The organism is Streptomyces griseiscabiei (assembly GCF_020010925.1).
GTDB classification, from domain to species: domain Bacteria; phylum Actinomycetota; class Actinomycetes; order Streptomycetales; family Streptomycetaceae; genus Streptomyces; species Streptomyces griseiscabiei.
In genome coordinates, this window is sequence record NZ_JAGJBZ010000003.1 from 862,064 (window position 1) to 875,595 (window position 13,532).

Below are 13,532 nucleotides of genomic sequence, written 5' to 3' on the forward strand. Positions count from 1 at the left end.
GGTTCAGCCGGAGTTGCCGGGCGCGGTGTCGGTGTCGGTGTCGGTGTCGTAAGGGAAGCGGGCGTACGGCGGTAGCGCGGGCTCGGTGAAGAACGTCTTCGCACGGGTCAGGGCGGCCGTGTCGCGGAGTACGTCACCGGGCTTGCTGCCGTTGCCCAGCAGGACCCCGCCGAAGCGCATGCCCAGGTAGGCGGCGGAGTTGTTGAGCGTCCCGACGAGGGGCTCGGCGACCTCTTCCTCCTCGTGGGCGAGCGCGGTGACCCCCCAGAGGGTGCGCCCGGCCATGGTCTGCTTGAAGTCGAGACCCGGGGTGCGCAGCCAGCCCGACCAGTGGTCGAGGTAGCGCTTGACGTGCGCGGACACCGAGTACCAGTACAGCGGCGACACGATCACCAGATCCGTCGCGGCGAGCGTGGCGTCCAACAGCACCGCCCTGCTGTCACCCTCCGGCCGCACATGGTCGCTGTCGTGCCGCAGATCCTCGAAGTCCGGCAGCCGGTGCTCCGCGAGATCCAGCCAGCGCCGCTCGACATCACCGGGCAACTGCTCGGCCGCCGCACGGGCCAGCATCTCGGAGTTGCCGTCCGGCCGGCTGCTGCCGAGCACGAAGAGGAAGCGGCGGGTCATGGGGTCCCCCTGAGTGAGTGGCGTACGCGCACGGCCGTGGCGGGCGTGCGACGATTACATGCGTACACAATAAATGCATGCGCATGCGAATGTCAGGGGGAGGGGAGGGAGGGGGCGGGCGGCGCGGTCACGCGGTGGCGGGCGGCGGTGGCTCAAGCAGCAGGGCCATGACCCTGACGAGCGTCGCGCCGCTGACGATCTCCCGACGGGTGATCATGCCGGGGACCGCGGTGAGCGGAATCCACTCCACCCGGTCGGACTCGTTGAGTTCCGTGGGCGCGCCGATCCGCCGGGCGTCGTCCGTACGGAAGACGAAGTGCTGGGTGTCGGTGATGTGGTCGCCGCGCGTCCCGTCGGGCCGCTCGACGGCCAGCGACCGCAGCCGCACCCATGGGGTGTCATGGATCGTGCGTTCACCCTGGACGGTCCATCTCATGCCGGGGTCTCCCTCTGCCGTACGGGGTGGTCCTGGGCGGTCTCGGCGGCGCACGCCACCCGCAGCAGCGCCTCCTCCTCGCCGTGCCGGGCCACGAGTTGGAGGCCGACAGGGAGGCCGTCGGAGTCGAGGCCGGCCGGGATGCTCATGGCCGGGTGGCCGCTGAGGTTGAACGCCCAGGTGAGTGCCGTGGAGTAGCGGTCGCCCGGCCCGTCGTGGCCGTGCGGGGCGTTGGGGGTGGTGGGGGTGAGGATCAGGTCGGCCCCGCCGAAGAGGACGGCCAGCCGCCGGTCGTTCTCGGCGCGGAGCCCCCCGGCCGCCCGCAGCGCCGCCGGGTCGGCGTCCGCCGCGCCGCGGAGGGTGAGCCAGGCCGGGGCCGGGTCCTCCAGCCGTACGGATGCGTCCCCGGACCGGTGTCCCGCGAGCCGTACGAGCCCGCTCTCCTCCAGGCGCAGCGCGGCGGCGTGGGCGATCGCGGCGGGCTCGGCGTCGGTGTCGGCGAAACCGAGGTCGGGTGACCACAGGGCGGTGGGCGGGAGCGGCGGTGGCGACACCGGTTCGGCCGGCGTCGGCGGTGCCCCGCTCACACAACGCCAGTACGCCGCCGCGTCCGAGGCGTGCCGGGCGAGGACGCCGGGGGCCGCGAGGCCGGTGCGGTCGGGGGAGGGCAGACGGCCGTTCGTGGTCTTCAGTCCGACGACACCGCACCACGCGGCCGGGATACGGACCGATCCGGCGCCGTCCGAGCCGGTCGCGAGCGGCACCAGACCCGCCGCCACCGCCGCCGCGGACCCGGCGGAGGAACCGCCCGGAGTCCGGTCGGCCCGCCAGGGATTGACGGTCCGGCCCCCGGCGCCGAGCCCCCAGGTCTGCCAGGGCGTACCGGGGCCCGGCACGGAGGTCGCCCCCACCGGGACACACCCGGCCGCGACCAGCGCCCGCGCCGCCGCCGTACGCGCCCCGCCCCGCCCCTTCACCCCGATCGGCACCCCGGCCAACGGCAGCCACTCACCGGCGGCGACCCGGGCGTCCACCTCCCCCGCCCACCGCGCCGCCTCCTCGGCCCACACCTCCGCGAACGCGCACAGCGTCGGCTCGGCCCGCTCGATCCGGGCGAGGGCCGCCGCGACGACATCGACGGCGCGGAATTCGCCCCCGCGCACACCGGCGGCGATCCGCTCGGCGGAGAGGGACGGGAGGGCGCCGGGCCAAGGCGGGTCGAGGGACAGACAGGCGGGTGGGAAAACGGCGTCAGGGACGGTGTCCGACAGCGGTGAGCCGGAGGGGGGTGAGGTGTTCGGCTGCATGGCCTTCTCAGGTCGGTGGGGTCGGCTGCGCCGGTCGGGATCGTGGGGACACGTCGAACCTGTCAGGTGTCCTTGCCTCGCTGAGGCACCTCGGACCCCTCCTAGGGCCTGTCTTCAAATTCCCGCCTGCCCCGCGACGCCATGCACGCACTCTCACCGCACCGGGCCCTGACCCGAGTACGTCCAGTACGCGGATCAGGGCCCGGCACGCCGAGAGCACGCACCTGACGCCGCGGGGCCGCCCTCCGGGCGACGGCGGGAATTTGAAGACAGGCCCTAGGTGGCTCAGCGGCCCGGCGGCGGGTCCGACCCCTGCGTCAGCTTGACGGTGGCGGCAACCGACGGGAGGTCAGCGTCGTCGCGGGGGCGTGCGAGTGCTGCTCATGGGGTCCTTCCGGTCAGTCGGGCCAGTGCCGCGCTCTCCCGGGGCGGCGGGCCGGTGAGATCGCCGGTGCGCCAGGCGGGCACCCAGGGCACGCGGTAGACGTCTATGACCGAACCGATCACCTTCGCGCGCTGCACCAGCTGCCGGGGCAGCCGGCCGGGCGCGTCCGCGACCAGCACGATCGCGTCGAGGTCGAGCCCCGGCGGCGCGTCGCCCCGCCGGAAGATGTCCAGGGTGTGCGAGACCGCGTCGAGCCCGGCGGCGTGCGTCCGCCCGACCAGGAGCACCGACGCGGGGTCGCCCTGGTCCGGGCGCGGCCAGTTGCGGCCCGCGTCATGACCGCCGAAGACCTCGGCGAGGGTGGTCGCCCCGGCGCCGCCGTGCGTGGCGACCCAGGAGAACCGCCGCGCGCTCGCGGTCGCCCGGGGCGGCGGATCCTGCGGCCGTGCCTCCGGCTCCGTCACCGACCCCCGCACCCAGATCTCCGGCCCGGCCGCCGTCTGTTCCGTCTCCGGCCGCATCACCGCATCACCGCTCTCCGCATTCCCAGTTTCCGCCGTTGACCACAGCAGTCTTCCTGAGTCCGGTGCACCTGTCGTACGCGCCCACCCTTCGATCCTCACGGCCTGCGGCCGGCTGGGGAATCGGGACGTGAGCTCCTGCGACGAGCCTGTGACGCGCCGGTTACGCGCGGAACGCAGGGGAGCGGAGAGACTTGTACGACTGGACCCAAGTGGCAGGAACACGACCGAAGTTCGTCGCCGGATGTCGTCACCGAGCTTTGGGGCCTCGCCACTTCGACGCTGAGGGGAGCAGATGTCCAACGGGGGAGGGTCTGTCACGACCAGGGCTGTCGGCCCTGCGGGGCAGCCGTGATGACGCCGGTGGTGATGATGCTCGCGGTGAGCGGCGGCGGGGAGGCCGAGGAACCGGGCGCCGACGGCGCCGGGTCGGGCCGGAACCCGACCGTCGACACGGTCGAGGTCGGTCGGCGCGTTGCCCCGGCCGGCTCCACCGGCTGCTCGACAGGCTCCCACCCCCCACCTCGATGTGATGCGGGACGGCATCTACGTCAACCCGGCGCCATGGCTGGGGCCGCAGGGACGGCACGGGTGCCACGAACGACGTGGACGCCGAGACCGGCGAGGCGGGACACTCAGGTGAGGAGGGGAACGAGGGTGGACACGAGGCGCGATGCGCACGGCGGACGCGGGATGTGTGACGGGCGTCATGCGCGTAACGAGCACGGCGGCCTGTACGGGTCCGGAACCGGAGTGGGTGTCCGAGCCGGTGGGTTCGGCAACGAGGCCCGGCGGGGGGCTCGGCGAACGGTCGTTGTGATGTCGTCGACCGGCACCGGCCCGCAGGCCACGGTGTGCGTGCAGCTGGTGCGTTCGGGCAAGGGCGAGCCATGGCGGGTGGACGAGGTGCGTACGGTGGGGACAGTGGTGTCCTTGCCGGAGGGTTCCGGCAAGGACACCACGGCATCACCCCGGACTGCTCCTGCTTCTCCCGCTTCTTCACCTTCTCCTTCTGCCCGACCCGAGTGAGGGAACGATGACTCGACTCAGCCGCGAACAGAAGCGGGAACTCAAGGAACTCAAGCGCGCGGGGCGTGCGTCGGCGGGGCTCACCCCGATCGACGTACGGGTCTCCGCCGAGGCCGGCGCGACGGTCGGCGGCGTGCCGGTGCCCCCGGCCGCCGGGGTGTCCTTCCAGGACGCCGCGCTCGACTACCTCCACCGCCTGGCCCTCGCCACCGGCCACCCTGTCCTCGCCACGATCCATGACGAACGCATCGGCTACGTCGTCCCCCTCCGGATCCACGTCGACGGCTCCAGCCACTACGCCGGGGAGCCCGTACGGGTGGGCGAGCCGAGAGGCTTCGCGGGAGCGCCCGGGAGCGGCGCCGCGCCGGTGGGCAGGCACCCGGCCGTCGAGACGGGCGGCTATTCGGCCGCCGAGCCGCCGGCTTCCGCGCCGGGCCCGCGCCGTGACAGGTCCACCCATGTGCTGCGCTCGGTACCGGAGTCGGCCGCCGCGGGGCTGGAACTCCCGGACGAGCTCCCCGAGTCGAACCGACCGACCACCTCGACGCCGCCCCAGCCGCAGGTTCAGCCGGAGCAGAGGTGGCAGGCCCAGGCCGAGCGGCAGCCGAAGCCGGAGCCCAGCACGATGAGGTTGGCGGCGGGGAAGCAGGCGCCCTCGGCGGAGCCGGTCGCTTCGACGCCGGAGCCGCCGCGGCCGAAGCGGGAGCCGAGCACGCTTCCGTTGACGGCGGCGAAGCAGGCGCCCGAAGCCGCGCACTCCTCCGAAGCCCCGCGCGCCTCCGAAGCCCCGCGCGCCTCCGAGCCCACCCACGCACCCGCGTCCACCCACGCACCTGCATACGCGCCCGCACCCGCATCCGAGGCGACGCCGGACCACTTCTCGGCGGAGCCCGTACCCGCGCCCGTACCTGCTCCGGCAGCGAAGCGGGAACCCCGGACGATGCCGCTCACTGCGGCGAAGGAGAAGAGGGACCAGTCGGCGGGATCGGCGCCGTCCCCGGGCGGGGTCGCGCCGTCCACGTTCGTGCTGCGCGCGGTGCCGGAGCCGACGGACGGGCCCTTGGCCCGGCCGCCCCGCACCCCGGGCCTCCCGCTGACCCTGCCGGGGGTACAGCTCGACCCGGACGCCGCCCCCTCGTCACCCGAGCCCGCTCACGACGACGCCCCGGCAGTTCCGGCCGGTACGGTCTCACCCCCGACAGGCGTGTTCGGCCCGGCCATGGGCCCCGAACTGCCCCAGGCCCACACGGACTTCGAGCCCTGGCACCAGGACCGGGCCACCGGAGTTTCCGAGCCCTCGCCCGCGGCCCCGGCCTCCGTGGAGCCCCGGCCCTCTTCCTCGAGCCAGTCCCAGCCCCCGGCGCCCGCGCGGAACTCCGCCCACGCGCCCGGTTCCGAAGAGCCGGCCCCGGAGCAGGCGGCCACCGGCCAGGAACGGCACCCCTGGTTCCGGGGCCAGACCCCGGCCCACCCCGCTGCCCACACCCCGAACACCACGCCGTCCCCGGAGCGGCAGCACATCGCGGATCCGCAGCACGTCACTCCGGAGCCGGAATACGTCGCCCCGGAGCCGCAGGCCTGGCCCCCGCCCCCGGCGCCGGAGTCGGGCCCCGCCTCGCTGGAGCCCCAGCCCTGGCCGCCGACCCCGGCTCCGGCCCCGATGCCCGCCCAGGCGCCGCCCGCCGCTTCCGTCCCCGAGCCCGCGCCCCCCGTCCTGGCCCCTCCGGAGGAGTCCGCCACCGACGCCTACTCCGCTCCCGAGTGGAAGGTCCTGGAGGAGGACGACGCGCCGAAGCCCGCGCCGGTGCGGGAGTTCGACGCGGTCGCGGAGGCCGTGCTGGACACGGGCGCGGAGGACGACGGCACGGAGTCGCCGTTCGCGGAGTCCATGTCCCGTATCAACGAGGCGGTGAAGCTGGGCCGTATCCAGGAGGCCGCGGAGATGGCCGAGCAGACCGTCGCGCAGGCGACCGCGGCCCTCGGCCCGCAGCACCCCGAGGTCCTGAAGCTCCGCGAACTCACCGCCTACATCGCCTACTTGGCCGGTGACGCCCTGCGCTCCTTCCATCTCTCCCTCGACCTGGCCGGCCTCCGCCACCGGCTGCGCGACCAGCGGGCCGCGTACGGCAACATCCAGAGCGCGGCGGCGGCCTGGCGCGCGGTCCGCGACCCGCTCCAGGGCCTGCACCTGGGCCGCGACCTGATCGCCGTCTGGACCGACCTGGCCGCCGACGAGGGCCCCGCCGCCGACGACCTGGGGCAGCTGGAGAAGGCCCGTACCCGCATGACCCGCCTCACCGAACGGGCCCGGGCCCTCGACTCCAGCCCCTACGCCTGATGCGGCGGGCCTGAAGAGCAGGGGGCGCAGCCCCTGCTCTTCAGGGGCGCGGGGAACTGCGCGAGAACCCCCACGCACCCGCACCCGCACCCGCACCCGCACCCGCCCACGTACAGAGCCTCCGACCCCTTACGCGCCCGCCCTACTCGGACAGCTCCCACACCGCGTAAGCCAGCGCATCCCCGTTCCGGTCGAGCGCCGTGTCGTTGATGTTGGACGTGGTGTCGCACGACGAGTGGTAGCAGCGGTCGAAGGCCTGCCCGGACGTGCCGCCCCACTTGGCGACCTGCGCGGCCGTCTTCGCCCGGCTCGCCCCGGTGAAGAGCCCGCCCACGGGTATGCCCGCGCTCTTGAAGGGCGCGTGGTCGGACCGTCCGTCACCCTCGGTCTCGATCTCGGTCGCGACCCCGATCCCCGTGAAGTAGTCCTTGAAGGTCTGCTCGATGACGGGGTCGTCGTCGTAGACGAAGTACCCGGGGTTCGGTGAGCCGATCATGTCGAAGTTGAGATAGCCGCTGATCCGGGCCCGGTTGGCCGCGGACAGGTTGTTGACGTGGTAGCGGGAGCCGACGAGCCCCAGCTCCTCCGCGCCCCACCAGGCGAACCGCAGATGCTTCGTGGGCTGGTAGTTCGAGCGGGACACGGCCAGCGCGGCCTCCAGCACGGCGGCAGAGCCCGAGCCGTTGTCGTTGATGCCGGCTCCCGTGGTGACACTGTCCAAGTGTGAACCGGCCATGACAACCTGATTGGTGTCGCCGCCGGGCCAGTCCGCGATCAGGTTGTAGCCGGTACGGCCGCCGGACGTGAAGGTCTGGGTGGTGGTGACGAAGCCCGCCGCGTCGAGCTTGCCCTTCACGTAGTTCAGGGACGCGAGATAGCCGGCGCGGCCGTGCGCCCGGTTGCCGCCGTTGGCCGCGGCTATGGACTGGAACTGGGCCAGATGGGCCTTGACGTTGGCCACGGGAAGATCGGGAGCGGCGGCGATCGCGGCGTCCCGGGCGGCGACCGCACGGTCGGGGGCGGGTGCCGCCCCCGCCATGGACCCGCCGGCGAACAGTGTCGCCACCGCGACGGCGGCGGCGACGGTGGTGCGACCGGTGGTGCGTCCGGTGCGTCCGGCGGTGCGTCCCGTGGCTGGAACAGAGAGCTTCATAGTGGGGGGCTCCGAATTCCATGGGGAACGCCATGGACGACATTGTTGATGTGTCCATGGCGAACCCGGTGAATGAGGTGCCTGGATGGTGCGGCGGAGACTGACTCTCCGTCAAGGGTGCTATTTGGCCAGCGGGGTTCGCGCCTCGAAGGTGTCGACGACCCCCGCCTCGCTGTCCACCAGCTCCGCCATCCGCCGCCGAGCCGCCCGCGCCGTCCGCAGCGCGTCCCACGTCAGCAGCGACAGCGCCAGCCACACCAGCGCGAAGCCGGCCCACCGCTCGGGCGGCATGGCCTCACCGAAGTACCAGACACCCAGCAGGAACTGGAACACCGGCGCCAGATACTGCAGCAGCCCCAGCGTGGACAGCGGCACCCGGATCGCCGCCGCCCCGAAGCAGACCAGCGGCAGCGCGGTCACCAGCCCGGTCGCCGCGAGCAGCAGCGCGTGTCCGGTGCCCTCCGGCCCGAAGGTGGCGTCCCCGCGCGATCCCAGCCACAGCAGATAGGCCAGCGCGGGCAGGAACTGGATCGCGGTCTCCGCGGCCAGCGACTCGACCCCGCCCAGATTGACCTTCTTCTTCACCAGCCCGTACGTGGCGAAGGAGAAGGCGAGACAGAGGGAGATCCACGGCGGTCGGCCGTAACCGACGGTGAGGACGAGGACGGCGGCGAAGCCGACGCCGACCGCGGTCCACTGGACGGGCCGCAGCCGCTCCTTCAGCAGCAGCACACCGATGGCGATGGTGACGAGCGGGTTGATGAAGTACCCGAGGGAGGCCTCGACCACCTGGTGGGTGTTGACGGCCCAGATGTACACGCCCCAGTTGACGGTGATCACCGCCGCCGCGACCGTGATCAGGGCGAGCCTGCGCGGCTGTCGCAGCAGCTCACCCGCCCAGGCCCAGCGCCGCAGCACCAGCAGCAGGACGCCGACGACCGCGAGGGACCAGACCATGCGGTGGGCCAGGATCTCCACCGCGCCGGACGGCTTCAGCAGGGGCCAGAACAGGGGGACGAGCCCCCACATCCCGTACGCGGCGAACCCGTTCAGCAGTCCTATCCGGTGTTCGCCCCTCGCCTGCGCCGCCACGGCCCCTCCTTCTCGCCCGGCCGCGCCACCGCGACCCCCAGCCTCCCGAAGGTAACGCCGAGCACCCCCGGCTGTCATGCCCGTATCGGGATACGGTCATGACAGCCGGGGGTGGGCCGGTCGGGCGGGCCGGTGGGCCCGGACGGTCAGGCCTTCAGGGCCACCGCGATCGAGTCGGAGATCGGCGTGGTGGGGCGGCCGATGAGGCGGGCGAGGTCGCCGGAGGTGACGACCAGCTCGCCCTTCTCGACGGACGCGTCCACGCCCGCGAGGATCGCGGCGAACGGCTCGGGGAGCCCGGCGCCGGTGAGGATGCCGACCAGGACCTCGCCGGAGACGGGGTTGTTCGCTATCTCCTTGCCCGTCTGCCCGCTCAGCTCGGCCGCGTACTCGGCGAAGCTCCAGGCGACGTCGCCGCCCAGCTCGTACGTCTGGTTCTCGTGGCCCTCGCCGGTCAGTACGGCGACGGCGGCGGCGGCGTAGTCCGCGCGGGCGGCGGAGGAGACCCGGCCCTCGCCGGCGGCGTGGGTCACGGCGTTGAACTGCAGTACCGGCGCGAGCTGCTCGGTGTAGTTCTCGTGGTACCAGCCGTTGCGCAGCAGGGCGTACGGCAGGCCGGAGGCGAGCAGCGCCGCCTCCGTGCCCCGGTGGTCGTCGGCGAGCGCGGCCGTCAGGGTGCCCGGCGCGCTGGTGTAGGCGAGGAGCGCGACCCCGGCCGCCTTGGCGGCGTCGATCACGACCTGGTGCTGGCCGACCCGGCCCTTGTCGAACTCGGTGCCGGAGATCAGCAGCACCTTGTCGCCGGCGGCGAAGAGGCCGTCGAAGGTCTCGGGGGCGTTGTAGTCGGCGACGGCGATCTTCACGCCCCGCGCCGCGAGCCCGGCACCCTTCTCCTCGCTGCGGACGACGGCCGTGATCTGCTCGGCCGGAACCTTCTCCAGCAGTCCTTCGACGACGAACGTGCCGAGGTGTCCGGTGGCTCCGGTGACGACGATGCTCATGGTGAAACTCCTCCAGGGGGGCGGGTGCACCACTAACCCTAGAAGGTGCGCTAACTCTTCGAAAGTACCCACTTTGAAGTAAGGTACTGGTCTTGAAGTAAGGTACTGGCATGGCCGTGAGCAAGGTGTCCCCGCAACCCGCGAACAAGCCCGCGAGCAAGCCCGCGAGCAGGTACGACATGGACGGCGAGGGTATGTGCCCCTACCGCCTCGTCCTGGAGCACGTCACCAGCCGCTGGGGCGTTCTCGTCCTGATCGAGCTGCTGGAGCGGCCGTACCGCTTCAGCGAGCTGCGCCGGGCCATCGGCCGGGTCAGCGAGAAGATGCTCACCCAGACCCTGCAGACCCTGGAGCGCGACGGCCTCGTCCACCGCGACGCCAAGCCGGTCATCCCGCCCCGCGTGGACTACTCCCTCACCGACCTCGGCCGCGAGGCCGCCGAGCAGGTGCGCGCCCTGGCCACCTGGACCAAGGACCGCATGGACGCCGTACAGCGGGCGCGGGAGGTGTACGACGAGGCCCGGGCCTGAGGCGGCTGCCGCCCCGGACCCGGGTCCCGCGCACCGGGGTCATCCCACGACGGTCCAGGTGTCCCCGCCCGCCAGCAGCGCCGACAGATCGCCCTTGCCGTGCCGCTCGACGGCGGAGTCGAGCTGGTCGGACATCTGGGCGTCGTAGACGGGCCGCCGCACGGACCGCAGGACACCGATCGGGGTGTGGTGGAGGGTGTCCGGATCGGCCAGCCGTGACAGCGCGAACGCCGTGGTCGGGGATGCGGCGTGCGCGTCGTGGACCAGCACCCGCGACTCGTTCTCCGCCGTCACGGTGACGACCTTCAGATCGCCGGTCGCCTCGTCCCGTACGACGCCCCGTCCGCGGTCCGCGCCGAACCGGATCTGCTCGCCGTGCTCCAGCCGGATCACGGCCTCCTCGGCCTGCTGCCGGTCCTTGAGGACCTCGAAGGCGCCGTCGTTGAAGATGTTGCAGTTCTGGTAGATCTCCACCAGTGCCGTGCCGGGGTGGGCGGCGGCCTGCCGCAGCACCTCCGTCAGATGCTTGCGGTCGGAGTCCACGGTCCGCGCCACGAACGACGCCTCCGCCCCGATCGCCAGCGACACCGGGTTGAAGGGCGCGTCCAGCGACCCCATGGGCGTGGACTTGGTGACCTTCCCGACCTCGGAGGTGGGGGAGTACTGCCCCTTCGTCAGGCCGTAGATGCGGTTGTTGAAGAGCAGGATCTTCAGGTTCACATTGCGGCGCAGGGCGTGGATCAGATGGTTGCCGCCGATGGACAGCGCGTCCCCGTCACCGGTCACCACCCACACCGACAGGTCGCGGCGGGAGGTGGCGAGCCCGGTCGCGATCGCCGGCGCCCGCCCGTGGATCGAGTGCATCCCGTAGGTGTCCAGGTAGTACGGGAAGCGGGACGAGCAGCCGATCCCGGAGACGAAGACGATGTTCTCCTTCGCCAGCCCCAGCTCCGGCATGAAGCTCTGGACGGCGGCGAGGATCGCGTAGTCACCGCAGCCGGGGCACCAGCGCACCTCCTGGTCGGACTTGAAGTCCTTCATGGACTGCCGGGCGGCGGCCTTGGGGACCAGCTGCAGCAGCTCGTTGCCGATGTCAGCCATCGATGGCCTCCTTGAGAGCCGTGGCGAGCTGCTCCGCCTTGAACGGCATGCCGTTCACCTGGTTGTAGGAGTGGGCGTCGACCAGGTACTTCGCCCGGATCAGCATGGCGAGCTGGCCGAGGTTCATCTCGGGGATCACCACCTTGTCGTACCGCGCGAGCACGGCGCCCAGATTCCGCGGGAAGGGGTTGAGATGCCGCAGATGGGCCTGGGCGATCGCCTCCCCGGCCGTCCGCAGCCGCCGTACCGCCGCCGTGATCGGCCCGTATGTCGACCCCCAGCCGAGGACCAGGGTCCGGGCGCCGTGCGGATCGTCGACCTCGACATCGGGGACGTCGATCCCGTCGATCTTCGCCTGCCGGGTGCGGACCATGAAGTCGTGGTTGGCCGGGTCGTAGGAGATGTTGCCCGTGCCGTCCTGCTTCTCGATGCCGCCGATCCGGTGTTCGAGGCCGGGGGTGCCCGGGATCGCCCAGGGGCGGGCGAGGGTGCGCGGGTCGCGCTTGTAGGGCCAGAAGACCTCGGTGCCGTCGTCCAGGGTGTGGTTGGGTCCCTGGGTGAACTGCACGGTCAGGTCCGGGAGTTCGTCGGTCTCGGGGATGCGCCACGGCTCGCTGCCGTTGGCCAGGTAGCCGTCCGAGAGCAGGAACACGGGGGTGCGGTACGTCAGCGCGATCCGCGCCGCCTCGATGGCCGCGTCGAAACAGTCCGCCGGGGTGCGCGGCGCGACCACCGGCACCGGCGCCTCGCCGTTGCGGCCGTACATCGCCTGCAGCAGATCCGCCTGCTCGGTCTTGGTGGGCAGCCCGGTGGACGGCCCGCCGCGCTGGATGTCGACGACGAGCAGCGGCAGTTCGAGCGAGACGGCGAGCCCGATGGTCTCCGACTTCAGCGCCACCCCCGGCCCGGAGGTCGTGGTCACCGCCAGAGAACCCCCGAACGCGGCCCCCAGCGCAGCCCCGATCCCGGCGATCTCGTCCTCCGCCTGGAAGGTCCGCACACCGAAGTTCTTGTGCCGGCTCAGCTCGTGCAGGATGTCCGAGGCCGGGGTGATCGGATACGAGCCCAGATAGAGCGGCAGATCGGCCTGCCGGGAGGCCGCGATCAGCCCGTACGACAGCGCCAGGTTCCCGGAGATGTTCCGGTAGGTGCCGACGGGGAAGGCCTGGGTCGCCGGGGCGATCTCGTAACTGACCGCGAAGTCCTCGGTCGTCTCGCCGAAGTTCCACCCGGCGCGGAAGGCGGCGAGGTTGGCGGCGGCGATCTCCGGTTTCTTGGCGAACTTGGCCGCCAGGAACTTCTCGGTCCCCTCGGTCGGCCGGTGGTACATCCATGACAGCAGGCCGAGCGCGAACATGTTCTTGCTGCGCTCGGCCTCCTTGCGGCTGAGGTCGAACTCCTTCAGCGCCTCGACGGTCAGCGTGGTCAGCGGCACCGGATGGACGCTGTAGCCGTCCAGCGACCCGTCCTCCAGCGGACTGACCGCGTACCCGACCTTCTGCATCGCCCGTTTGGTGAACTCGTCCGTGTTGACGATGATCTCCGCGCCGCGCGGCACGTCCGCGATGTTCGCCTTCAGGGCCGCCGGGTTCATCGCGACGAGCACGTTGGGGGCGTCGCCCGGGGTGAGGATGTCGTGGTCGGCGAAGTGCAGCTGGAAGCTGGAGACACCCGGGAGGGTGCCGGCGGGGGCGCGGATCTCGGCGGGGAAGTTCGGCAGGGTGGAGAGGTCGTTGCCGAAGGAGGCCGTTTCGGAGGTGAAGCGGTCGCCGGTGAGCTGCATCCCGTCCCCGGAGTCCCCGGCGAAGCGAATGATCACCCGATCGAGTCGGCGGACGGCCTTCGTCCCCGCCGGACCGCCCGGGTCGCGCTGTTCTCTCAGTTCTCCCAGAGCGGCTTCGTCGGCCTGCTCCGCTGGGCTGCTGACCTGGCTGGTCACTGAACTGGACCTCCCTTGAGGCGGCTGTCCGGGAACGGCCGACCCATCGGCCCTCCCAGGATCAACCCTACGT

12 protein-coding genes are annotated in these 13,532 nt (G+C 72.2%); 2 read left to right on the forward strand and 10 right to left on the reverse strand.

Annotation, left to right across the window (positions count from 1 at the left end; translation table 11 throughout):
• Positions 1 to 3: 3 nt before the first annotated feature.
• The 5 genes from J8M51_RS37715 to J8M51_RS37735 form a co-directional block, all read right to left on the reverse strand.
• Positions 4 to 627 carry a flavodoxin family protein gene (locus J8M51_RS37715; RefSeq protein WP_086763053.1) on the reverse strand — a complete coding sequence of 208 codons (624 nt, stop codon included), beginning with the start codon at positions 625 to 627 and terminating at the stop codon, positions 4 to 6.
• Between the two features lie 127 nt (positions 628 to 754).
• Positions 755 to 1,063 (reverse strand): hypothetical protein, encoded by a 309-nt coding sequence (locus J8M51_RS37720; RefSeq protein ID WP_267299847.1) that lies wholly within the window; start codon positions 1,061 to 1,063, stop codon positions 755 to 757.
• Positions 1,060 to 2,370: an amidase family protein gene (locus J8M51_RS37725; RefSeq protein WP_267299848.1), complete on the reverse strand. Its 1,311-nt coding sequence runs from the start codon at positions 2,368 to 2,370 to the stop codon at positions 1,060 to 1,062. Before J8M51_RS37725 ends, J8M51_RS37720 begins: the two co-directional genes overlap by 4 nt.
• Positions 2,371 to 2,751: 381 nt before the next feature.
• On the reverse strand, positions 2,752 to 3,276 hold the full coding sequence (locus tag J8M51_RS37730; RefSeq protein ID WP_086764967.1) for a DUF6668 family protein: 525 nt from the start codon (positions 3,274 to 3,276) through the stop codon (positions 2,752 to 2,754).
• 317 nt (positions 3,277 to 3,593) lie between these two features.
• Complete coding sequence (locus J8M51_RS37735; protein WP_179203573.1) at positions 3,594 to 3,731, reverse strand: hypothetical protein; 138 nt, start codon at positions 3,729 to 3,731, stop codon at positions 3,594 to 3,596.
• Between the two features lie 581 nt (positions 3,732 to 4,312).
• Between J8M51_RS37735 and J8M51_RS37740 the strand changes: the two genes are divergently transcribed.
• Positions 4,313 to 6,643: a tetratricopeptide repeat protein gene (locus J8M51_RS37740; RefSeq protein ID WP_267299849.1), complete on the forward strand. Its 2,331-nt coding sequence runs from the start codon at positions 4,313 to 4,315 to the stop codon at positions 6,641 to 6,643.
• A 142-nt stretch (positions 6,644 to 6,785) separates the two neighbouring features.
• Here J8M51_RS37740 and J8M51_RS37745 read toward each other — a convergent pair whose 3' ends face one another.
• From J8M51_RS37745 to J8M51_RS37755, 3 genes are all read right to left on the reverse strand, one after another.
• Positions 6,786 to 7,796 carry a M28 family metallopeptidase gene (locus tag J8M51_RS37745; RefSeq protein WP_267299850.1) on the reverse strand — a complete coding sequence of 337 codons (1,011 nt, stop codon included), beginning with the start codon at positions 7,794 to 7,796 and terminating at the stop codon, positions 6,786 to 6,788.
• A 120-nt stretch (positions 7,797 to 7,916) separates the two neighbouring features.
• Complete coding sequence (gene rarD / locus J8M51_RS37750) at positions 7,917 to 8,888, reverse strand: EamA family transporter RarD (RefSeq protein ID WP_086761103.1); 972 nt, start codon at positions 8,886 to 8,888, stop codon at positions 7,917 to 7,919.
• 146 nt (positions 8,889 to 9,034) lie between these two features.
• Positions 9,035 to 9,889, reverse strand: coding sequence for an SDR family oxidoreductase (locus J8M51_RS37755; RefSeq protein WP_086761101.1), 855 nt, complete (start codon positions 9,887 to 9,889; stop codon positions 9,035 to 9,037).
• Between the two features lie 179 nt (positions 9,890 to 10,068).
• On the opposite strand from J8M51_RS37755, the gene J8M51_RS37760 reads away from it, so the two are divergent.
• A complete protein-coding gene (locus J8M51_RS37760) occupies positions 10,069 to 10,419 on the forward strand; it encodes a winged helix-turn-helix transcriptional regulator (protein WP_086761105.1) in 351 nt (116 codons plus the stop codon).
• A gap of 39 nt (positions 10,420 to 10,458) precedes the next feature.
• Here J8M51_RS37760 and J8M51_RS37765 read toward each other — a convergent pair whose 3' ends face one another.
• The gene (locus J8M51_RS37765; RefSeq protein WP_086761100.1) at positions 10,459 to 11,520 is read right to left on the reverse strand and encodes a 2-oxoacid:ferredoxin oxidoreductase subunit beta; all 1,062 of its coding nucleotides are present in this window, start codon (positions 11,518 to 11,520) and stop codon (positions 10,459 to 10,461) included.
• Entirely contained in the window at positions 11,513 to 13,459 is a 1,947-nt protein-coding gene (locus J8M51_RS37770; RefSeq protein ID WP_086761098.1) for a 2-oxoacid:acceptor oxidoreductase subunit alpha, read from the reverse strand. Before J8M51_RS37770 ends, J8M51_RS37765 begins: the two co-directional genes overlap by 8 nt.
• Positions 13,460 to 13,532: the final 73 nt, after the last annotated feature.